Source organism: Phytohabitans sp. LJ34, assembly GCF_052068095.1.
GTDB lineage: Bacteria > Actinomycetota > Actinomycetes > Mycobacteriales > Micromonosporaceae > Phytohabitans.
This window is the reverse complement of the sequence record NZ_JBQHDG010000023.1, coordinates 27,648-48,489: the sequence shown is the minus strand read 5'-3', so window position 1 is coordinate 48,489 and position 20,842 is coordinate 27,648. Positions and strand designations below refer to the sequence as shown.

Below are 20,842 nucleotides of genomic sequence, written 5' to 3'. Positions count from 1 at the left end.
GCGCACGCCTAAGGATTAAAAGTCCGTAGAGGTGAGGTTTCTCCCGTTTCGGAGCGTGAGGAGCTTCCGTCCAGGTTTCTCGCCGGCAATCCATGCCGCTGGTATTGCGTAGTCCCAGGTCCGGGCGTTGATGGCCGACACGATTGCCCTCGGCCGGGCGCGGGGCGTCGACTTCCTCGTCGCGGTGCACTACGACGGCCGCACACGCATCTTTGAGGCCCTGACCGGCAAACGGATCCCGGACGTATCCGAGCTGGCCTTCCGGTCGTTGGGGGTGACCACCGGACACCTCCTCGGGCAAGACGTCGTCGTGCTTGGCGGCACAGACGGCGTGGCCCGCATCGTCGAGCCAACCACCGGCCGCGTGGTGCGGCAGCTCACCGGGCACACCGCCGAGGTCCACACGGTAGCGATCGGACAAGCGGATGGCCGCGCCCTCGTGGTCACCGGCAGCACCGACGCCACCGTCCGCCTGTTCGATCCCGCAACAGGGACCAGCACCGCCATCGACGTCGTCGACATCGTCAACCAGGTGACCGCGTCCGCAGGTGGTTCCATCTTCATCGCCAGCGGCTGCTCCATAATCAACATCGGTCCCAAATTGTCGGGCTAACACCCACGCCCGACGCAACACCAGCGATACCTGCCCAGCCCTAACGATGACTGCTCGATGCTCATGCCCTGCCCCAGCAGGCCGATGACCGTTGCCACTGGAATGCGGGTACCGGCGACGCACGGCACGCCACCCGTGACCTGCGGGTCGATCGAGATGTCAGCCGCCATGGCGCCATCACCCTCCACCGACCGCGGAGAGGGCCTAACGTCGAGGTCGTGGCCGTGATCGAGGGGTGGCGCACCAAAGACCAGGAGTACTGATCCTGATCCACGAGGACCAGACGGCCGAGCTGTTCGCCGGCAAGAGCCGCGACCGGCTCACCAGCCGCCGGCCCTTGTACGTGATCACGAACAAGCCGGCCCAACTCGGCGTCGAGTGGGAAGACCTGGCGAAGGATTAGCTGCAGGTCACGGCCTTGATCAGCGCATTGGCGCGGACGGTCCTAGGCTGTGGGATACAACGCCAAACGCTGGGATCAAGTGCGTAAAAGTTTGCGCATATGCAAAACTGCTCCGCAGCATGGCTGATGCATCTGCGGATGACCTGTTAGCCGGCAGTGAAGAGGCCCCCCGCCCCCGGTGTCGGATCCATGAGGCGAGGGACTCTCCCGCTCGGGCCCGTCTTCTTAGGCGGGCCCGCAGCCGTACCAGGACGCGAGCGCCCCGAACAGCGTCACGCAACCAGCAAGGATCTTGAGTACCAAGACGCTGGCATCGCCCGCCTTCCTCCACCGGTTGGTGAACGGCGGGTTTTTGCTCGGATCCGAAGATCCGCCAGGCACATCCATAGAACCACCTCTTCATCGGGGGGAGGGCGCTCGCCTCCCCGCGCGGAGGAGGCGGGGTTTGTGGTCACCACCCGACTCCGAGGTAAGTTCGCTCGATGTCCTGCGGGACACCTTAAACCACACATCCCGGCCCACCCTGCACACGAAGAATCGGGCCGTTTCCACGAACCTGTGGACAACACGTGGACAACCACAAGTTCTTGTGGATTACCGGGATGTCGTCGCGGCCTGGTGTGGCATACGTCGCTTTGGTGATGTGCGTTAGTTCACATCTGTCGCGTAAAGCCGTTGCCGGTGAAATACATGCAGGGCCTCCGCTGGAGATAGAAGGTGCCCTCATCAGGTACGCGCACTGGTCGACGATCTCGGCCCTGTAGATCAGGCGGCGCAGAAGTCTACGGTCGGGTAGAGCTTGCGGGAGACGAAGTGGTCGTCGGCGAGCGCGAATCCAGCACGGCCGCAGGGAGTAGGAGGCGCTGCGATGGGCAGGCGAGGACCGCACCCGGCGCCGACCGCGCTGAAGTTGGTGCGCGGTACACGGCCGATCGGGTCAACGACGCCGAGCCTGTGCCAAGCGCGACCGGCGTCGAGCCGCCGGCGTGGCTCGACGACCAGGCGGTGGAGATCTGGGACGAGTACCCGCCCGACCTGATCCACAGGGCGTGCTGACCGCCTGGGATGTCGAGGCGTTCGCGGTCACGTGCGACGAGGCCGCCCGCCGCCGGCGCGCGGCCGCCGCGGTCGCCAAGGAGGGCGAGGTCGTCGAACTAGAGGTGTTCGGCAAGAACGGCGAGCTGACCGGGCACCGCAAGACGCGCAACCCCGTGGCTGGTCGTGCTTAACCACGCCGACGCCCAGCTGCAGCGGTGGGCGGCCCGGTTCGGCATGACGCCCAGCGACCGGGCCCAGCTGGCCGGCGGCGACGGACACCGCCAGCCCGGCGGCGGCCTGCTCACCGGATCGGGATAGGCGCTCGCCGCGTCCGCTTGGCCGTTCGGCGGGTCGGTTTCACAGTGGGCGCGGCGTCCAACACAGGGCGTGCAACAAGGTGCGCGGAAGGTGCGACGCGGGAGGCTCTAGCGCTTCAGCGCGCGGCCGACCACCTTATCGAGGTAACCGGCGAAGCGGTAGAAAAGGAACATCATCGGACCTGTACCGACTAACCCGATCGCGACGCCAAGCGCGAACCCGTTGCCCCTCAGGTAGCCAAAGAGCACGGCGGCCAAGTAGACGATCGCTGCCGCGATTAGATTCGCCGCGACCCCGACGGCTATCTCGCGTGCCACAGGGGCTGCGCGTTCAGTAGTCCATGCTCGCGTCGTCACCCCCACACCGTAAGAAACGCCTGCGAGGCCCCGGGCCGCCGAAGTTGCACTGTGATATCTACCGTGGCCGGGACCGAGGGCCGGCGCGGCCGCCAGTGAGCTGACAGGCTGCCGGTCCTGGATGAACTGCCGGTGTGCCGGCGCACGTAGCCCCGCAATCGCGACCCATTCGGTTCAGAGGGTGGTGGTCGCGCCACCCGCCCGCTTTCCACGAACCACAAACTCGATGTCGAGCCAGCGTGGGTGCGCGCGGAGGGGATGCGGGTCGCGGTGTTGTTCGCGACGCGCACGGCTGCTGCTGCTCCGGCAATGTTCGGATCGGATGATCTCGTCGATGTTCGAACGACCTCACCGAATGCCTCCGTCGGGCCCGACACCGCGGGCGGCCACGAGCATAGACCAAGCCGGTGAAAGGCGGCTCGAGCGACGGGCGCAAGACGGGTTGATCTTTCGGAACCGAGGTTGGCGGGAATGGCACCAGCAATGCGATCCGTTGTGGACCCGCTGTTGCTGCGTCGGCCCCGAGGGTGGCGTCGCGCTGGCAGGCTTGGTGCATGGCCGGGCGTGATGTGGTGTTGTGGTCCGTCGACGACACTGTTCTCGACGATGGTGAACGCCGGCGCCCGGATCGGATCACCGACGTGTTCTATCGCTCGCACCGGCCCGCTCCGGGCTCTCTAGTGCTCGGACTGTCCTGGGCTGCGGCCGACCAAACGGAACCGCCCTCGGTGCGCGTGGTCGGTGTCGCACGTAGCTCGCAACAGATCGCGACCGGCAAGGACCGCAGCCTGATCACGCCGCTGCTGCACATCGATCCGGTGCCATTTGACCACGTCCAGAAGCGGCTACCGGTAGCCATGCAGCGGCGACTTGACTTCGGTAACCGTGCGCCCAACCCACTGGCACCAACCCGCCTCAGCCCTCAGCTTGGCGCCGCCGTCGTGGCGGTCCTTCGGGGACTGTCCCCGGCCACCGCCCGATGGCTCGATGCGTTGGTCGAGTCAGGCACACCTATCGGCGGCGATCGAGGCGCCCGCCTGCGTGAGGAACGCGATGCGGTGTCGCTGGCGATCGACATCGCCGACATGTCCGCACCCGAGGGTCTGCTGCTGCCTTCCACCGCTCCGGTGGACGTCACGGCACCGTTCGGGGCGACGTTCAACCCGCTATTCGTGATCGACAGTGAGGACGACCTTCTAGCCGAAGATCTGCGACGCTTCGACCCGCGCAGCGTGCTGAGGTTGCGCAGCGCGAGTGTGGCCAGGTTCACCAGTGACCGGTTCGCGTTGACCGTGATGAACGTCAACCGCAAGCCGTTGGAGCAGGTCCTCGGCGTCGATCTTGTCTACTGGGACGAATTGGCGCAGATCTTCACCCTGGTGCAGTACAAACGGCTGAGCCGGAGACCAGGTGGACCGGAGACAGCACGGTGGGCCTACACCAACCGCGAGGATCTGCGCCAGCAGTTGGGGCGGATGAACCTCGGGCCGCAGGAACCGGTGAACTCTGCCGACTGGCGGCTGGCCAGCAGCCCGTTCTGGTTCAAATTCGTCAGGGCGGAGGACTTCACCGCTGGCGACCGATTCGTCCTCAAAGGAATGTACGTTCCAGCGGATTACCTGAGCCTCGCGATGGCCGACGGCTCTCTGCGCACCGGTCCTCGTACCGGGTTCGAGATCACCTATGCGAACGTGCGATACCTTCCCCGGGAGCCGTTCGTCGAGCTCGTGCGGCGAGGGTTCGCCGGCACGACACGTTCGGCCACAGAGGCTGTCCTTGAGATCATCAGGGAGCTGTCTACCGCAAACGAGGTCGTCCTGGCCATGAAGACACCGATTGGCGAGCACGAAGCCCGCAACTCGGGGCGTGGCGCTTCGCCATACTCGTTCTGATCGGGAGGTGTAGGTCCTAGCGACGGCAGTTCATACCTCTACCGGGTCGACCCGGCGGAATCGCGGATGAGCCCATGGCGTGGTGACATCCGGCGGCGGAGGCGGAGCCGTCCCGTCGTTGATGATGTGCGCGAACACCTGCTGGTGCGTGCCGACGTGGAGGGTCTCGGCGTGACAGCCTCGGCACGGCCCCCGTCGATCGCAGCCGGCGCTGGTCACGAGGTTGCGGACGTGGTGGTAGGCGTCGTTGGGGTGATCGGCTTTGACGGCGTACCACTGGCCGGAGCGATCGGCGTCCGGTACGTTGGCGGCCACCGACGGCCGCATCGGTAGGTAAAGGTCGCTGCCGGTGTGGCGCACGACGAAGGTCCGGTCCAGATAGTCACAGTCGTCCGGATCTGGGTGGTGCTCAGCGAACCAGGCGGCGGCTTCGGTAATGGATCCCGGCCCCCACAGCAGGTCCGTTGGGAAGTGGGCTACTTCGAACCGGGCGTCGTATTCGTGTAGACCGGGGTCGGCGACGCGGTGGTCGGGGCGGAAGACGGCGCGCAGAATGACGCACCGCCACGTTTGGTCGTCGGGGTCCACCGCGTGCGGCAGATCCTTCGCAAGCGCTGTATTCATATCGGTGCCCGCATCGTTCCACGCCATCACGATGACCTCGCGCCGGATGGGGGCCGGGTAAAGCCGCCCTCCTGGGGTGGGCATACCCCACAGGTGGTTGATGATCTCGGCGAGGTCGCTGAGCGTGCCGGCCGCCTCGACGGGGCCGCCGAGGTGGTAGCCGTTCGGGTGTGCGACGAAGTTGCGCAGGTTGGACAGGGCCTGCTCGATGCCGCGGTTGCGCTGGCCGCGCAGCAGCCCGACATGGCGAGCCCACTCACGTAGGCCGGCAAGCGTGCCGTTGAACCGCATCATGAGGCCGTCGGTGACGCGCAGCTGCCAGTTCCGATGCCTTGAACTGAACTCGGATACCTGCTCGTACCGCTGAGCGGTGACCCGGTGGTCGACGCCGTCGGGGTCGACGAAGGTGACCGTACCGTCGTGGTAGTCGATAAACCGGTCGCGTAGCGCCTGCTCGATCACCAGCAGGGCGTGGTCGCCGACCAGGGTGAAGATCTCGTAGCACAGCACGCCGTAGGCGAATACCGTTCGAAGGTCCTGGAAGCTCTTGCGGGTTCCCTCGGCAACCGCGGGAGCGAGCTCGAACTGCGCGACCACCTGCTGCTGAAACTGTGCGGCGTCATCCGGACGCATCTGCACGCCGACGCCCAGACCCATGGGTGTGAAGTGAAGGGTGCGTTGATCGACCTGGCGCAGCTCGTCGAGCGACTTGATGTCCATCCTGATGCCTTCCGGGAAGTGGCGAACCGGTCAGGATATGCCGGCGGAGCGGATCAGGGGGTTGTGGTCGGCTCGTGTCGCAACATCGGCATGCGGATGTGGTGCGACCCGCCCTGGCTCTAGCAGGCCACCACGATGCCTAGGCGATCGCGCAATGGCCGCTCATCCGAGCTGGACGGACGGTGCGTGGGCCCTCGGTTGCTGGCTAGAGGCGTCTGTCACGTGCTGGGCGCCGCGAGGTCCAAAAATCGGACGAAGTCGCCGCCGATCTCGCCGCAGCGGCTCACGTCATCAGGTATGGGCAGCACCAGGTCACCATCAAGTCGAACCCCTGCGGCTGCTATCTGACCCAGCACCTCGTTCCGGAACTTACCTAACTGGCGGTCGGTAAGCCGACCAAGCCCGTGCGACAAGGCGTTGCGCACCTCGACGAACCCGAGAAATGCTTGCCAATGCTGGTAGCTGCTCAGGTCGACTCCACCGTGCTGCCTCCACATCTTGACGCGGTCGGCCCACCTCATGACTTGGTCGTGGGACACGGCTGGTCGCAGGTTCAGCAGACGGGCGACGGTAAAGGACTCCACCACTGCGACAAGGTCCGTCAGCGCGTTGCCGTGCCGGACGACGTCTGCGTCTCGGAGGTGACGACCGTGGCGGTTGTGGACCGATCCCATGGGCGATCGCAGTGTGCGCCAGTCGGCGAGGCGGATGGCGAGCTGACCGAGTGCTGCCTCGCCCAGGCTCGTCATGCCGGCAGTGCTAGGCACCGGTGGGCGCCCAGTCATAAACCCACTGGTGTAGTGGGTTGTCCTGGGTGACCGCCTTGCGGATGTTGCCAGGCGGATTTGTCAGAGCGAGGCCGGCGACCAGCGATGGACGAGCTATGGCTCCCATCCGGTCATACAGGCCGAGCAGTTGGTCAGCGGCGAACTGCCCGTGGCGGGCCAAGGTGAGTGCGGCATATGCGCGCTGTGTCGGGGCCTCATGCTGAGCGTTGAGCGATTCGCGGACCCACCGAAGTCGCCGCTCGGCGCCGCCACCTGTACCGAACTCTGGCCGGCAGGCGATTGCCTTTTGTAGCCACCACGCCTGCCAGCCGTTGAGATAGGCCCTGGACGCCAGCAGCCTATCGAAGGCCGTGACTACCGGGTCGGGATCTGTGCGTCCCGTCAGGTACCGGCAGACGGCTGGTGTCATTTGGCGGGCGAAGCGCAGCATTTGCATGAGGCACCGCAACACTTCCGGGCTTGTACTTGGCTCGGTTTCCAAGGTCGTTAAGGCCGAGGACATCAGGTCCAGCAGCGCCCGGTGCTCCTTCGCGCGTCTGGGTGCGATCTGGCTGCGACCGGCGACTTTGGCCCAACGTTCCACGATCCGTGCCGCCGCCTCTCGGTCGACATCGCTGGGGTTGGGTGGCGTCAAAGCGGCGACGTCGCCGTACGGGTCGTGCTCGACGAGCGTTAGGTCGTACTGGGCTTCGGCCGCGATCTGGTTGCGGAGGTCGTCGGCCTCGTCAAGGGACTTCCGGTATGTCGAGCGTCTCCAGGTGATCGTCTTCAGGTCGTTCATCGTTAAGCCGAGGCGCCGCGTCTCCTCGACGAAGATCTCGATCGCGCGGACCGTGTCGGACCAGGACCGGCAGGTGAATCGGAAGTCGTCGTTGTACCGTCCAACCTGGATGCCTCGACGTACCAACACACGCTCTAGGCGGGCCAGAATGACCTCGGCAAGCATGTCGCTCGCCGTCGATTGCTGCGGCAGGCCATACGTCCGGCCCTGCGTAGCGGAAAGTAGCTCGCCGAGCAGGCTGACGGCGGCGTGGTCGCCGACCTGCACGAGCAACTCGTCCATGAGGAGGGTGTGGTCAAGGTACTGATAGCAGGACGCGATATCTGTGGCGACGATGTATGCGCCCTCGTGATCCAGTGGTGCTCGTTTGAAAGCCGTCCACTGCGCCCGCCCGCGATCAACTGGCGGCAGCGCCTGTCCCAGGCGTAACGCCAGCGCACCGTACAACACCCGGGTCGGTACGTCCCAAACAGCTACCGGCCGCACACCGTGGTTGATCTTGCTCGCGGCGACCGTTTCCTCGGGTGAAGACGCGAACCGGCTGCTGCCAACCACCTTCTGAACCCATTCGGCCGCCCTTACGCGCCGCGTGGACAAGGCTTGCATCGCCAGGTTGGGCGGCAGCATCCGAGGAGGCTTGTCGATCTCTCGATCCAGGGCCCCAGTGAGGTCGAGGTCCGACAGGAGGGCAGGGTCGACATTCACCGCTCCGGTCTACCAGCAACACGCTGCTCTACACCTACAGACACGGCGTCCGGATTGACCCAACACCGGACGACAGGTTGGTGTGCACCGTCGCGTGATGCTGATCGTGTTATCCGATCTTGCTCGCGCGGGCGTGTGAACTGCAGAAACGCGACGTTCGCTTCGAACGAGTGAACAAGGGCGAACGCAATCGCGGCAGCCGGTCCCTCCCTCGTCCAGAAGGCCGAGGGAGGTACCGGCTTGAGCTTGTCTCTATGTCGCCGCAGTGAGCGGATGGCGCTCACCCGTGAGCGTCTCCAAGGCGGACGCAATCTCGTGCGGGCTGGCCCGGACGTAGGTGGATGTTGAGGTACTTGCTGCGTTGTCGGTGTGGCCGGCGTAGGCGCGGGCGACCGCGTGACCGTAGGTGCGTTCCACCCAAGTGAGGGTGGTGTGTCGCAGCCAGTGGATGCTGATCTGCTGGGTGCGGACCCACGGCAGGTGCTGTCCGATCCTTTCCCAGAGGTGGTCGTAGCGGCGGTAGGTCAGCGGCCGTCCGCGGCGGTAGCGCAGCAACGCCCCGTTCCGGTCGCCGTCGCCCCGCTCGGCATGGTGCGCGACCAGGTGCCGCATCAGGGTTGGTGAGACGGGCTGCCAACGCGAGGTGCCGCCTTTTTCCCGCAGAAAGATCAGACACTGGTCCCGATCGAGGTCCCGTGGCCGGAGGGCGAGCGCGCCGGCGCGGCGGCACGCGGTCTCGGTGTGCAGGCGGATCAGCAACGTGTCCAGCGCTGGGTCGTTGCCCGTGGTCGCCGCGACCTGGTTGATCTGCGCCAGCCGGCTGTCCGCGATCGCGTGCCGAGTACTGGGCAGCCGGCGCGGCTTGTCCACCTTCAACGCGGGGTTGTCGGCCGCGTCCAGGTAGCCATCCGCGACCGCCCGCCGATACAGGCAGCGCAGCGCGGCCACCAAATTCTCGGCCGCCGACCGGCCACCCCGCGAGTTGCTGCGCACCACGACGTTGGCCTGTACCCGGGTCCGCAGCCCCTCGATCTCCGACGGGCGAGGCTCATCGATCCGCCGCCCGCCCCACTCATTGACGACCCGCTTCCAGTACGAGCCGTAGGCCCGCAGCGTTCCGGGCGTCACCGCCGCCGCGACCACCGGCACGTACTCGGCAAACGTCGGAGCCGGCGGCCGAGACACCCGTACATCCAGCAGATCGGTCGGGGAGATACCCATCCGCTCCAGCAGAAGCCGAGCGGCTTCCAGCTCCGGCTGCGCAGCAACGGATTGGCTCACGGCGCTCACCGCCAATCGCTGCCGAGAGCGCGGGAGCCAGCATGTGCTCCAGCACCGGAAGCGGATGGGCGGCCAGAACGCCCGTAGCGCGGTGGGCGACCAACAGCACACGGTCCCCGGCCGTCAGCCGGCACCACCGTCGCGCCGCCAACGGCAAGATCAGATATCCGCGATCGTCGACCGCGCCGATGCCGTCCGAGGCCAGGCACGCCACGATCAGGCCCGCCCGTTCACGGATGTCCAGCCGGGCTCCGGGCTCCCACCCGAGCGCCCGGACGATGCTGCGGTCGGCGACCCGCCCGCTCTTGTCCACCGCGCTCAACGCATAGACGGCTTCGTTCACGGGCACCGGGTCGGGGGCAACAGCAGGCAGGGGCAGCGGGCTCCGGCGCCGCCCGGCTGGGCCTGCAACGAGGCCGCCACCACGAGGGGACGATGGGATCACCGCCGGCACAGGCATGTTGGTCATCGCAACCACCGCCGTGCCCGACCAGCCACTGCTGGATCGAGGGACAACTGCAGGACGAGGTGTTCAAGTAGCTTTGAACACCAACACCGGAAACTGCGCACCCATGCGGAAAATCGGTGTCCGAGGGGGACTTGAACACCGGTTCCCCGAGCGAGGTGCAGCACGGGCGTGTCAGTCGTTCGTCTGCGGCGAGCGGACGGTTATTTGCGGTGCTACGCCAGGGTGCCGCATGTCGACGCGCGGCGCGCCATCCCTTCGACACATACCTGGCTGTCCGCTCACTTACGATCTTCCAGATCGAGTCGGTACCGGTCGGCGGCCGCTCGTGCTCGCACCGTATCGCGGAACGCTTCACGCATCTCGTCGTCTAGTTCGTCGTCGTCCGGGTCCTCCGGGTCGGCGCCCGTGACGGTGTACTCGCGGTAGAGAACCCAACAGCCGCGAATACCGGACAGCAGATCCTCAAGCATGTCGCGGGCGGGTCGAAGCGGGTCCAGAGTGGTCAGCCGAATTGTCATGTTCTCGGCGGCCGCCTCGGGATCACCTGGCCGGTACCGCTCGGCTTTCTCTTCGGCGTCTGCGATCTTCTGGCGTAGATTGTCGATGTCGGGGGCATTGCCCTCGGCAACCGCCATGGCTTCACGGATCAAGCTGGTCACGACGTCTGTCGGCGACAGACCGATCTCCATCAGCTCGAGCACAGCGGCGGGTGTCGCCTGCGGCAGTGCCTCGATCTCGTCGGCCTCCACCAGGACGTGGGTAGGAGTACCGGTGGAGGCCTCCGCCGCCACGTCGGCGGCCGCCCGCAGCCAGTGCGCCGCCGCCACGCACGCCGAGGTCGGATCGAGTTCAAGAAACAGTTCGTCGCCGCCGAGCGGGTCGTTCGCCAGAATCCGGTCGGCGGCCGCGACCTGGACCGGCGACGCAGCTTGCCGCGTCAGTTGCACGGCCTGCGCCGAGCGCCCAGACAGGTCCCCCAACTCGGCGCCCTCCACCGCCGCGATCTCCAACTCCACATCTGCGATCACCGCCGCGGTCAGATCGGCATCCGCGGCCGCGTGTAGACAACGGCCAACACGGTGGGCGCGCTCCTCCACCGGGTCGTACGACACCATCAACATGCCGTCGCTGTCAGGCAGGCTCGGCTTCCTGATATCGGCGGCCACGGAAGCGAACGTGTTGCGGGTCTGCTCCCGCCGCCAGCCCTCGGAGTTGAGCTCCAGGCTGTCGGCGGCGCTCGCCGGGTGCGTATAGCAGCGCCACAGTGCCCTCGGACAGGCCCGACAACTCAGCCGCCAGCGCCAGCCGCCGTCTCGCCCCGATTTTCGCCGCCAGCGGCGCCACCCGAACCGCGACCGCGCCGTGGCGGTCTCCCAGGTCGCCAACAGCTCGCTGCGGCCCGCGTCGACCGAATATCGCGTCATCGTCGCCCCCAACCACTGCCCCGAGTCCGCCGCAGCGTACCCGTGACGACGCGATCACACACAGCCCTGCCATGTGCGATCGCGTCAGCCGATCGAGCTACACGCGCTCACCGATGCCCAGTCGGGCCTGGGTCTGCTGCGCCCGCTCTGCCGCGGCGCTCGCTCCGTAGTGGCGGGGCATGTCCTCCGACGTCCAGCCGAGCAGCAGCATGAGGTCGCCGGTGTCGCCGCCGGCGAGTTTCCATTCGTGGGCGAAGGTGTGCCGCCACCGGTGCGCGTGTACGGTCCCGGCCACGCCGGCAGCGGCGCCGAGCCGCTTGAGCCGGATCTTGATGCCGTTCGGCTCCAGCCGCCGGCCGCCGCGGTCGGCTAGCCAAAGGTGCGGGAGGTGGGCGCCGGTGTGCTTGGTGCGGGCGCGTAGGTAGCGGCTGAGCGCGCGGGCGGTCTTGGGTCCGAACCGGACCCGCCGGTCTTTGGCGCCCTTGCCGCGGTAGTGCACCGACTCGGTGGCCAGATCCACGTCGTCGACGTGGAGGTTGCCGACCTCGGACAGGCGAGCGCCGGTGTTGGCCAGCACCCGGATGATCGCCTCGTCGCGCAGCCCGGCGAAGCCCTTGCCTTTGAGCGAGTCAAGCAGGCTGCGGGTGTCCTCGTCCCGTATCACCGGGATGAGCTTGCGGGGTGTCTTCGGCTGGGGTACCCGCTCCATCGGCGACCGGGTGATCTCCTGCTCGCCGAGCAGGAACTTGAAGAACTGCTGCAAGCACTTGTGCTTGTTCAGCGCGGTGGACGCCGACCGGGTGTCGATCATCCATGCCTGGAACGACTCCACGTGCGCGCGGGTCACCGCGCACGGGTCGTCGGCGGCCTCCTCCGCGTCCGGGTCGGGAGAGTGCTCGGCCAGGTAGCGGCCCAGTTGGGCGGCGGCGATCAGGTAGTTGTAGCGGGTGGTCTCCGGATGGTTGGCGGCGCGCAGGGTCCGGTCCCAGTCGCGCAGGAACCCGGCCCAGACTCCGGACAGATCGACGGTGAGCTTGGTGATGTCGAGCTTCGACATGGCGGCAACCTCGGCGAGTCAAGTGGTCCAACAGCGGCGTGCTAGACCGGGCATTCATGCCGAGCTATGAAAAGAGGGCCCTCGCAAGTCGCTGACCTGCGAGAACCCTTCCGCTGTCGGGACGGCCGGATTTGAACCGACGACCCCTTGACCCCCAGTCAAGTGCGCTACCAAACTGCGCCACGTCCCGTTGCCGACGGACCAAAACCCCGCCCGCGGCAGCCGGTACAGCGTAGCGCAACCACCTCCCCCACGCGCACACGCCCCACGGCGCCGGCCCGAGGAGCCGGAAACCTAGCCGTGGGCCTTGCCACGGCCGCCGGGACCGGTGCGCTTGCGGGGGCGTACCGACACCTCGACCGGGCTGCCCGCGAAGCCGAACTCTTCGCGGAGCTTGCGTTCGACGAACCTCTGGTAGCCGGCGTCCAGCGGGCCTGTGGTGAAGAGCACGAACCGGGGTGGGCGGGTGCCCGCCTGCGTGGCGAACAGCACGCGCGGTGCCCGCCCGCCGCGGACCGGGTGTGGCGTGGCCTGCACCAGCGCGGTCAGCCACTGGTTGAGCTGGCCGGTCGGCACGCGGGTCTCCCAGCTCTCCAGTGCCGTGCGCAGCGCGGGCGCCAGCTTGTCGACGGCGCGGCCGGTCTTGGCGGAGAGGTTCATCCGCAGCGCCCATGGGATGCGGCGAAGCTCGCGGTCGATCTCCTTCTCCAGCTGGTAGCGGCGGTCTTCGTCGACGAGGTCCCACTTGTTGAACGCGATGACCAGCGCCCGCCCCGACTCCACGACCATGCCGAGGATGCGCTGGTCCTGCTCGCTGATCGGCTCGCTGGCGTCGAGCAGGACGACGGCGACCTCGGCGGCCTCGATGGCGCCGGCGGTGCGCAGGCTCGCGTAGTACTCGGTGCCGCTGGCCCGCCCGGCCCGTTTGCGCAGGCCGGCGGTGTCGACGAGCTGCCAGGTCTCGCCGCCGATCTGCACCAGGCTGTCGACCGGGTCGACGGTGGTGCCGGCTACCGCGTCGACGACCGCGCGTTCCTCCTTGGCCAGGCGGTTGAGCAGGCTGGACTTGCCGACGTTGGGGCGGCCGACCAGGGCGACGCGGCGAGGGCCGCGCTCGGCGGGTTCGATGATCGGGGGTGGCTCGGGCAGCGCTTCGAGGATGGCGTCGAGCAGGTCGCCGGAGCCGCGGCCGTGCAGGGCGGAGACCGGGTAGGGCTGGCCGAGGCCGAGCGACCACAGGCCGGCCGTCTCCAGCTCGATGGCCTGGTTGTCGGCCTTGTTGGCGACCAGGAGCACCGGCTTGGCGCTGCGGCGCAGCATCTTGACGGCGGCCTCGTCGACGTCGGTGGCGCCGATCATGCCGTCGACGACGAAGAGGACCACGTCGGCGGTGGCGACGGCGGCCTCGGCCTGGGCGGCGATGGCCGCGGCGCGGTCTTTGGCGTCCGGCTCCCAGCCGCCGGTGTCGACGACGGTGAACTGTCGGCCGGACCACTGCGCGTCGTACGGCACGCGGTCGCGGGTCACGCCCGGCGTGTCCTCGACGACCGCCTGGCGGCGGCCGATGATGCGGTTGACCAGCGTGGATTTGCCGACATTTGGTCTGCCGACGACAGCGACGACGGGCACCGGACCGGTGACCGCCTCCTCCTGCGGAACAGCTTCCAGGCTCACGCGGACACCCGCCCATCCAGCATGGCGCGCAGCCGCGCCACGACCTCGTCGATACCCAGCTCGGTCGTGTCGAGCACCACCGCGTCCGCGGCCTGCTGGAGCGGGTCGGCGGCGCGGGTGGAGTCGAGGCGGTCGCGGCGGTCGAGGTCGGCGGCGGTGGCGGAGAGGTCGGCCGCGTTTTCCGCGCTGCGGCGGCGGGCCCGGGCGTCGGCGGACGCCGTCAGGTACACCTTGAGGTCCGCGTCGGGCGCGACCACCATGCCGATGTCGCGGCCCTCGACCACGATGCGGCCGGCGGCCGCGATGATCTTGCGTTGCTGGGCGACGAGCAGCTGGCGCACCCAGGGCACGGCCGCCACCGCGGACACCGCGGCGGTCACCTCGGGACCGCGGATGGGGCGGTCGACCGGGGTGCCGTCGACCCGGGTGTGCGGGGCGTCGGGGTCGGTGCCGATCTCCAGGTCGATCTCACCGGCGACCTTGGCGACCGCCTCGGCGTCTCGCGGGTCGATGCCGGAGACCAGCGCGGCCCAGGTCACGGCCCGGTACATAGCGCCGGTATCGAGGTATTGGGCGCCCAGCGCCGCGGCGAGCCGGCGGGAGACGGTGGACTTACCAGAACCGGACGGGCCGTCCACGGCCACCACACACCGCCCGGACCCCACCATCTGTGACACCACGCCTCCTCGCGCAGGACAACTCAAAACCACTCTCAATCATGCCCGGTCGCCCGGACGCGCATGCCGGCGCCACCGTCTGTGCCCTCTGTGACGTTTGGGTACCCTCGCGCGTATGCCGCGCGGCGTGGCGCTCGTGATGGCCGCGGCCGTGCTCTGGGGCACCATCGGGACAGCGCAGGCGATCAGCGGATACGACGGCTCGTCCCTGCCCCTCGGCTCCGCGCGGCTGGTGGTGGCGAGCCTGGTCCTGGCCGGCATCGCGGCCTCCCGGAGGGTGTCCTGGCGCCAGGCGTTCGCCAGCCGCCGCACGGCGGCGCTGGTCCTGCTCGGCTGGCTGTTGCCGCACGAACCCGTCACCGTTACCGGCCTCGTCGGCGCGGCGCTCGTCATCGCCGGTCTCGCGATCACGGCGATCGGCCGCTCCCCCGTTCCCCGATCAAGTCCGTAGGATCATTCAGGTGCGACCTCTAGCGACTGGTGTCGTCGTCGGCCTCGACGTCGGCGGCACGGCCACGAACGCCACGGTGGTGGACGAGACCGGCCGGTTCCTCGTAGACCAGCTCGTGGAGACGCCGAGCTGCGTTCTCGACGGCCCGGCCGCGGCGCTCGACGCCCTCGCCCGCTCGGTCGACGTGGTGCTGGAGCTCACCGGCACCGACCGGAGCGCGGTGCGCGCGGTCGGCCTCGACACGCCCGGCCCGTCCAGCGCCGACGGCGTGCTCTCCGCGAAGGGCGCGACAAACTTCGCGCTCCCGGCGTGGTACGGCTTCGACATCCGCACCGCGCTGGAAAAGCGGCTCGAGCTGCCGGTCGTCTACAACAACGACGGCAACGCGGCCGCGCTCTACGCGCACGTGGTCCACTTCGGCGCCGACGCGCCACGCCGCTCGTCGGTCTCGGCGATCGTCGGCACCGGGCTGGGCGGCGGTGTCATCGAGTCCGGCCAGGTCGTCAAGGGTGCCACCGGGATGGCCGGCGAGCTCGGCCACGTGCACATCCCGATGCAAGGGCTGCTCGCCGAGGGCCAGACGCTGCCCTCCTGCAACTGCGGCTTCGACGGCGACGTGGAGAGCGTCGCGTCGCTGACCGGCATCGTGAAAAACCTCCTGCCGTACTGGCTGACCCGCTACCCCGACCACGAGCTCGCCGCCGTGCCGATCAAGCAGGCGGCCAAGCTTGTGCGCGGCCTCGGCGAGCGGGGTGACGAGCTGGCCCGCGCGATCTTCGAGCAGCAGGCGATGGCGCTGGGCCGCCTCTTCACGATCGCGGCCAACTTCACCGACCCGCACGCGTACTTCGTCGGCGGCGGTGTCGTCGAGGCCGCCCCCGACTTCCGAGACTGGTTCCTCGACCGGGTGCGGGCGCACACCAAGCTGCGCGAGGAGCAGGCCAAGGCGACCACCTTCGCGCTGGTACCCCATCTCGACATGGCCGGGGCGCGCGGTGCCGCACTGGCGGCGCTCGGCCCGGTGGCGGTCTGACCGCATGGCGACCGTCGAAGAGTTGGCCGCCCGCGCGGTGCTGCTCGCCGCGGAAAACGCGGCCGCCGGGCAGTTGCCGTTCGGGGCGCTGGTGGTCCGCGACGGCGAGGTGCTCGCCACCGGCGTCAACACGGCCCTGCACGACCATGACCCGGCCGCGCACGCCGAGGTGACCGCGGTCCGCGCCGCCTGCGCCGTGGTCGGCGAAGTGCACGTTACCGGCGCGATCGTCGTATCCAGCTGCGAGCCGTGCGCGCTCTGCCACGCGGTCGCCGCCACCGCCGGCGTCGAGCGGATCTACTACGCTGCCCCGAAGGAGTACGTGCCCGACCTCGGCTACCCCGCGCCGGCCGTGCACGGCGACCTGCTGGTGAGCATGCAGCGGCTGTTTCGCGAGGCCGCGCCCGACCAGGTCGTGTACGTGCCGACCGAGGGAGCCGACGTGCCCTTCCGCCGCTACCTGGAGGCCCGCGCATGACCAAGCTTGGCCTCTTCATCCCCAACTTCGGGCCGAACGCGACACCCGACATCCTGCGCGGGTGGGTGCGGTTCGCCGAGTCGCACGGCTTCGACCTGGCGATGACCTCCGACCACGTCGCGCCCACGCCGGACGTCACCGACCTGTACCCGACGCCGTTCTACGACCCGTTCGCCACGCTGGCCTGGCTGGGCGGGCTCACCGAGCGCATCGAGCTGGGCACGACCGTCACGATCATCCCGTACCGCCACCCGCTGCTGGTCGCCCGCATGGCCAACAACATCGACCAGTTCACCGGCGGGCGGTTCATCCTCGGCACCGGCGTGGGCTGGTCCGAGGCCGAGTTCGCCGCGGTCGGCGTGCCGTTCCGCGAACGCGGGAAGATGACCGACGAATACCTGAAGGCCATCACGGACGCCTGGACCAACGACGTGGTCTCGCTCGACGGCGCCTATGTCTCCTACCGCGACGTCGCGACCGGCCCACGCGCCGCGCGGGCCCCACACCCGCCACTGTGGATCGGCGGCTGGGGCCCGGCCGCGGTCCGGCGCACGGTCCAGTTCGGCGACGCCTGGCACCCCAACCAGCTCGACCTGGAACGGGTACAGGCCACCCTGCCCGCGTTGCGCGACGAGGCCGAGCGGCAGGGGCGGCCGGTGCCCGCGTTCTGCCCGCGCATGCGCACCCAGCTGACCGACGGTCACCTGCTGGAGACCGGGCGCCCGTTCGGCCGCGGCAGCCTCGACCAGATCCGCCGCGACCTGGCCACGCTGATCGAGCTCGGCGCCGCCTACGTGGTGCTCGACGCCCTCGCCGACAACCCGGCCGACCGCCTGTCACCCGAACGTGACTGGGAGACACTGGCCGCGGTGATCGCCAGCTAAAACCCGCGCTCCGGGTGAACCGGACCCGTGCCGACCGCGTATTGCCTCTGACCGAGGTATCGGGCCGGCGTGGTGGGCTACGACGCCGGCCCGACCTCGGGATTCCGAGGGGAGGCGCCATGGCCCTGATGGAAGCGGTCGACGTCCTGGAGCGGCGGCAGCCCGCGTGGATCGCCCTCGCCGACACCGCGCGGAGCCTCTGGCGCACCCACGCCACACTCCCCCTGACGAAGCCGCTCACCGGTCATCCCCACACGGACGCGGCGGTCGCCACGGTCCTGGCCGCGTTTCCGGCGGCCCTGACCCGGATCACCGCGCGGCCCGGCACCGCGCACAGCCGCGCCGCCCACGCCACGCGCGCTCCCGCACGGCGGGTCGCGACCCCCACCGAGGCCGTCGCGTGCGGAATCCCCGCACTTCAACGCCTGGCCATGCGCGCCCACCTGTACGCGGACGAACTGGAACCCATCCGCGCCGTCGCCTGGCGCGCGATCGGCCCGCTCGTCGCCCAGCTACGCGAGTTCGGGCAGCAGTGCGACACACTGTCGTTCCACCTCCGGCCGGCCCGCTACCAGATGGAGGAGGCGCTGACCGGCCTGGACACGATCGGCATCGGCCGCGACGCGCTGTCCCACCTCACCCGCTCGGCCAGCGGCCGCTACGCCCCGATCTACGCGGACGAGGCGGCGGTGGAGGCGTTTCTCGCCAAGCACCCCGAGCGCCGGGACGCCTTCGCCACCCACGTGGCCCGCGCCACCGACGCCTACGCCCACGCCGACGCCGCCCGCGACAAGCTCACCGAAGACCTGGCGCTGATCCTGGCCACGGTGAGCGAGCTCTAAAGCTTTCGGTGTCGGGCGGTCTCGCCCTTGGTGAGACATATTTGCCCACGCTCGCGTCAGCTGTCGACCGTTTGCTCCCGCGGGCACCGCTCCCGGCCGGCGGCTCGCAGCGCTCGCCGAAACCCCCGGCCGTCCGCTGCCGGGTCCGCGGTGCAAGCCCGTTCGAGCCGCTTCACCGCTCGTTTCGGGTTGCGGCTACTCGGCGCCTCCGGCGGGTCGTGATCGTTGGCCTGGAGCGTTGGCTCAACTTCGTGGTCGTGCGCCGCGGGCCTGGCAGCGGAGGTCGGGGATCTCGGCGAGCCCTGGCGAGCCGCCGACCTGCGCGGTCTCCGGCGGGAGCGACGGTCCGCAGCTGACGCGGGCCCGGGAATCCGGAAGATCGAATCTTCAGGTGCGGTTTTCTTCGACGGCGCGGAAGAGGGACGCGACCTCGGGGTTGGAGAGGCGGCGGGTGCGGCCGACCTTGAGGTCGCCGAGCCTGATCGGGCCGATGGCGGTGCGGATGAGGCGGGAGACCGGGTGGCCGACCTCCTCCATCAGGCGGCGCACGATGTGGTTGCGGCCCTCGTGCAGCGTGATCTCCACCTGGGCGGTGCGGCCCAGCGTGTCGACGAGCTTGAACGCGTCGGCCTTCACCGGCCCGTCCTCCAGCTCCACGCCGGCCAGCAGCCGCCGCCCCACCGCGCGGGGCAGCGGGCCGGCCACCTCGGCCAGGTAGGTCTTCGGCACGCCGAACGACGGGTGCATCAGGCGGTGGGCGAGCGTGCCGTCGTTGGTGAGCAGCAGCAGCCCCTCGCTGTCCGCGTCGAGCCGCCCGACGTGGTAGACGCGCTGCTCGACGGTGCCCAGGTAGTCGGAGATCGCCTCGCGGCCGCGTTCGTCGGCCATGGTGGAGACGACGCCGCGCGGCTTGTTCATGGCCATGTAGACCAGGCGCGTATCGGCGACCACCCGCTGGCCGTCGACGTAGATCTCCGCCGTCGCCGGGTCCACCTTGTCGCCGAGGCGGGCCACCCGCCCGTCCACCACGACGCGGCCGCGCGCGATCAGGTCTTCGCTGGCCCGCCGCGAGCCGACGCCGGCGGACGCGAGAACCTTCTGGAGGCGTTCCTCACTGGGTGGCATCGGCTATCTCTTCCACGTCGTCGGGGAGGAACGGGGCGAGCGGTGGCAGGTCGTTGACCGAGTTCATGCCGAGCTTTTCCAGGAACAGCGTGGTCGTCCGGTACAGGAACGCGCCCGACTCCGGCTCCGTGCCACACTCTTCCACCAAACCGCGGGACACGAGGGTACGGATGACGCCGTCGCAGTTGACGCCGCGGATCGCCGAGATGCGGGAGCGGGTGACCGGCTGCTTGTAGGCCACCACCGCGAGCGTCTCCAGGGCCGCCTGGGTCAGCCGCACCGACTGCCCGTCGAGCACGAAGCGCTCCACGTAGGGGGCGTACTCGGGCCGGGTGTAGAGGCGCCACCCGCCGGCGACCTTGCGCAGGTCGAAGCCGTGCCCCGCCGCGGTGTACCCCTCCGCGACGGTGACGAGGGTGGCGGCGATGCGCTCGGTGGGCTGTTCGAGGATCTGGGCGAGGACGATCTCGGTGACCGGCTCGTCAACGACCAGGAGGATCGCTTCGAGGGCGCCCTTGAGCTCGGCGTCGTCGATGAGCGCGAGGGCGGACTGCTCCTCGGGGGCGGGCTCGATCGCGGGGTCCGCTTGCGGTTCGGGGGGTGCGGCCCCGAGGGTGGTGGGCTCGATGTCCGTGGCCAGCTCGGCATGGGAGGCCGGGTCGGCGTCCGCGGCGGGCTCGGCGTCCGCGGTGGGCTCGGCTTGGGGAGCGGGCTCGATGTCGGCGAGCGGCTCGAGCGCCGTGGCGGGCTCGGTTTCCGCGGGCGGCTCGGCGTCCGCGGCTGGCTCAGCCGACGGGGCTGGCTGGGCGTCCACGATCGACTCGGCCGCCGTGTCCGGCTCGGCGTCCATGATGGGCTCGGCGTCCGTGACGGGCTCGGCGTCCGCGGCAGGCTCGGCGTCCGTGACGGGCTCGGCGTCCGTGACGGGCTCGGCGTCCGCGGCAGGCTCGGCGACCGTGACGGGCTCGGGGTCCGCGGCAGGCTCGGCGACCGTGACGGGCTCGGGGTCCGCGGCAGGCTCGGCGTCCGTGGCCGCCTCGGTTTGTGCGGCCGGCTGGGTGTCTGCGGCCGCCTCGGTTTGTGCGGCCGGCTGGGTGTCTGCGGCTGGCTCGACGGCCTCGGCTTCCACATCGGCCGGTAGCGGGGGCTCGTCCGCCCGGCTAGATCTGGAGTCGTCAGCCCCGGAACCCTCAACCTCCACATGAGACT

22 protein-coding genes and 1 tRNA gene are annotated in these 20,842 nt (G+C 69.2%); 10 read left to right on the top strand and 13 right to left on the bottom strand.

Annotation, left to right across the window (positions count from 1 at the left end):
* The first annotated feature begins 130 nt into the window (after nt 1-130).
* Nucleotides 131-613, top strand: a complete 483-nt coding sequence (locus ACTMTJ_RS34465; protein WP_441222866.1) for a WD40 repeat domain-containing protein — start codon at nt 131-133, stop codon at nt 611-613.
* Here the strand turns inward: ACTMTJ_RS34465 and ACTMTJ_RS34460 are convergent.
* Nucleotides 610-783 carry a DUF433 domain-containing protein gene (locus ACTMTJ_RS34460; protein ID WP_441222865.1) on the bottom strand — a complete coding sequence of 58 codons (174 nt, stop codon included), beginning with the start codon at nt 781-783 and terminating at the stop codon, nt 610-612. The two genes, ACTMTJ_RS34465 and ACTMTJ_RS34460, sit on opposite strands and share 4 nt — an antisense overlap.
* Nucleotides 784-848: 65 nt before the next feature.
* Between ACTMTJ_RS34460 and ACTMTJ_RS34455 the strand changes: the two genes are divergently transcribed.
* The 3 genes from ACTMTJ_RS34455 to ACTMTJ_RS34445 all read left to right on the top strand — a co-directional run bounded on the left by ACTMTJ_RS34455 (nt 849) and on the right by ACTMTJ_RS34445 (nt 2,372).
* Nucleotides 849-1,016, top strand: coding sequence for a hypothetical protein (locus ACTMTJ_RS34455; RefSeq protein WP_441222864.1), 168 nt, complete (start codon nt 849-851; stop codon nt 1,014-1,016).
* 1,049 nt (nt 1,017-2,065) lie between these two features.
* Nucleotides 2,066-2,245, top strand: coding sequence for a hypothetical protein (locus tag ACTMTJ_RS34450; protein WP_441222863.1), 180 nt, complete (start codon nt 2,066-2,068; stop codon nt 2,243-2,245).
* Nucleotides 2,238-2,372, top strand: coding sequence for a P27 family phage terminase small subunit (locus tag ACTMTJ_RS34445; protein ID WP_441222862.1), 135 nt, complete (start codon nt 2,238-2,240; stop codon nt 2,370-2,372). Before ACTMTJ_RS34450 ends, ACTMTJ_RS34445 begins: the two co-directional genes overlap by 8 nt.
* A 107-nt stretch (nt 2,373-2,479) precedes the next feature.
* Here the strand turns inward: ACTMTJ_RS34445 and ACTMTJ_RS34440 are convergent, their stop codons facing one another.
* On the bottom strand, nt 2,480-2,689 hold the full coding sequence (locus ACTMTJ_RS34440) for a hypothetical protein (protein ID WP_441222861.1): 210 nt from the start codon (nt 2,687-2,689) through the stop codon (nt 2,480-2,482).
* A gap of 593 nt (nt 2,690-3,282) precedes the next feature.
* Here ACTMTJ_RS34440 and ACTMTJ_RS34435 point away from each other — a divergent pair.
* The gene (locus tag ACTMTJ_RS34435; protein ID WP_441222860.1) at nt 3,283-4,620 is read left to right on the top strand and encodes a hypothetical protein; all 1,338 of its coding nucleotides are present in this window, start codon (nt 3,283-3,285) and stop codon (nt 4,618-4,620) included.
* A 30-nt stretch (nt 4,621-4,650) separates the two neighbouring features.
* Here ACTMTJ_RS34435 and ACTMTJ_RS34430 read toward each other — a convergent pair whose 3' ends face one another.
* From ACTMTJ_RS34430 to cmk, 9 genes are all read right to left on the bottom strand, one after another.
* On the bottom strand, nt 4,651-5,964 hold the full coding sequence (locus ACTMTJ_RS34430; RefSeq protein ID WP_441222859.1) for a hypothetical protein: 1,314 nt from the start codon (nt 5,962-5,964) through the stop codon (nt 4,651-4,653).
* A 218-nt stretch (nt 5,965-6,182) separates the two neighbouring features.
* Nucleotides 6,183-6,713 carry a hypothetical protein gene (locus ACTMTJ_RS34425; RefSeq protein WP_441222858.1) on the bottom strand — a complete coding sequence of 177 codons (531 nt, stop codon included), beginning with the start codon at nt 6,711-6,713 and terminating at the stop codon, nt 6,183-6,185.
* A gap of 10 nt (nt 6,714-6,723) precedes the next feature.
* The gene (locus tag ACTMTJ_RS34420; RefSeq protein ID WP_441222857.1) at nt 6,724-8,238 is read right to left on the bottom strand and encodes an RNA-directed DNA polymerase; all 1,515 of its coding nucleotides are present in this window, start codon (nt 8,236-8,238) and stop codon (nt 6,724-6,726) included.
* Between the two features lie 252 nt (nt 8,239-8,490).
* A complete protein-coding gene (locus tag ACTMTJ_RS34415) occupies nt 8,491-9,528 on the bottom strand; it encodes a tyrosine-type recombinase/integrase (RefSeq protein WP_441222856.1) in 1,038 nt (345 codons plus the stop codon).
* 738 nt (nt 9,529-10,266) lie between these two features.
* Nucleotides 10,267-11,412, bottom strand: a complete 1,146-nt coding sequence (locus ACTMTJ_RS34410) for a hypothetical protein (protein WP_441222855.1) — start codon at nt 11,410-11,412, stop codon at nt 10,267-10,269.
* A 97-nt stretch (nt 11,413-11,509) separates the two neighbouring features.
* Nucleotides 11,510-12,469, bottom strand: coding sequence for a tyrosine-type recombinase/integrase (locus tag ACTMTJ_RS34405; protein WP_441222854.1), 960 nt, complete (start codon nt 12,467-12,469; stop codon nt 11,510-11,512).
* 116 nt (nt 12,470-12,585) lie between these two features.
* Nucleotides 12,586-12,659, bottom strand: a tRNA-Pro gene (locus ACTMTJ_RS34400).
* A gap of 104 nt (nt 12,660-12,763) precedes the next feature.
* Nucleotides 12,764-14,143, bottom strand: coding sequence for a ribosome biogenesis GTPase Der (gene der, locus ACTMTJ_RS34395; RefSeq protein WP_441222853.1), 1,380 nt, complete (start codon nt 14,141-14,143; stop codon nt 12,764-12,766).
* Nucleotides 14,140-14,820: a (d)CMP kinase gene (gene cmk, locus ACTMTJ_RS34390; protein WP_441222852.1), complete on the bottom strand. Its 681-nt coding sequence runs from the start codon at nt 14,818-14,820 to the stop codon at nt 14,140-14,142. Before cmk ends, der begins: the two co-directional genes overlap by 4 nt.
* A gap of 115 nt (nt 14,821-14,935) precedes the next feature.
* On the opposite strand from cmk, the gene ACTMTJ_RS34385 reads away from it, so the two are divergent.
* The 5 genes from ACTMTJ_RS34385 to ACTMTJ_RS34365 all read left to right on the top strand — a co-directional run bounded on the left by ACTMTJ_RS34385 (nt 14,936) and on the right by ACTMTJ_RS34365 (nt 18,508).
* The gene (locus ACTMTJ_RS34385; protein WP_441222851.1) at nt 14,936-15,271 is read left to right on the top strand and encodes a hypothetical protein; all 336 of its coding nucleotides are present in this window, start codon (nt 14,936-14,938) and stop codon (nt 15,269-15,271) included.
* Nucleotides 15,272-15,281: 10 nt separating this feature from the next.
* On the top strand, nt 15,282-16,304 hold the full coding sequence (locus ACTMTJ_RS34380) for an ROK family protein (protein ID WP_441222850.1): 1,023 nt from the start codon (nt 15,282-15,284) through the stop codon (nt 16,302-16,304).
* Between the two features lie 4 nt (nt 16,305-16,308).
* A complete protein-coding gene (locus ACTMTJ_RS34375) occupies nt 16,309-16,782 on the top strand; it encodes a nucleoside deaminase (protein WP_441222849.1) in 474 nt (157 codons plus the stop codon).
* The gene (locus ACTMTJ_RS34370; RefSeq protein WP_441222848.1) at nt 16,779-17,666 is read left to right on the top strand and encodes a TIGR03619 family F420-dependent LLM class oxidoreductase; all 888 of its coding nucleotides are present in this window, start codon (nt 16,779-16,781) and stop codon (nt 17,664-17,666) included. The genes ACTMTJ_RS34375 and ACTMTJ_RS34370 overlap by 4 nt, the downstream gene beginning before the upstream one ends.
* 119 nt (nt 17,667-17,785) lie before the next feature.
* On the top strand, nt 17,786-18,508 hold the full coding sequence (locus ACTMTJ_RS34365; RefSeq protein WP_441222847.1) for a hypothetical protein: 723 nt from the start codon (nt 17,786-17,788) through the stop codon (nt 18,506-18,508).
* Nucleotides 18,509-18,895: 387 nt separating this feature from the next.
* Here the strand turns inward: ACTMTJ_RS34365 and ACTMTJ_RS34360 are convergent, their stop codons facing one another.
* Both ACTMTJ_RS34360 and scpB read right to left on the bottom strand, forming a co-directional pair.
* On the bottom strand, nt 18,896-19,633 hold the full coding sequence (locus ACTMTJ_RS34360) for a pseudouridine synthase (RefSeq protein WP_441222846.1): 738 nt from the start codon (nt 19,631-19,633) through the stop codon (nt 18,896-18,898).
* Nucleotides 19,620-20,483 (bottom strand): SMC-Scp complex subunit ScpB, encoded by an 864-nt coding sequence (gene scpB, locus ACTMTJ_RS34355; RefSeq protein ID WP_441222988.1) that lies wholly within the window; start codon nt 20,481-20,483, stop codon nt 19,620-19,622. The genes ACTMTJ_RS34360 and scpB overlap by 14 nt, the downstream gene beginning before the upstream one ends.
* Nucleotides 20,484-20,842: the final 359 nt, after the last annotated feature.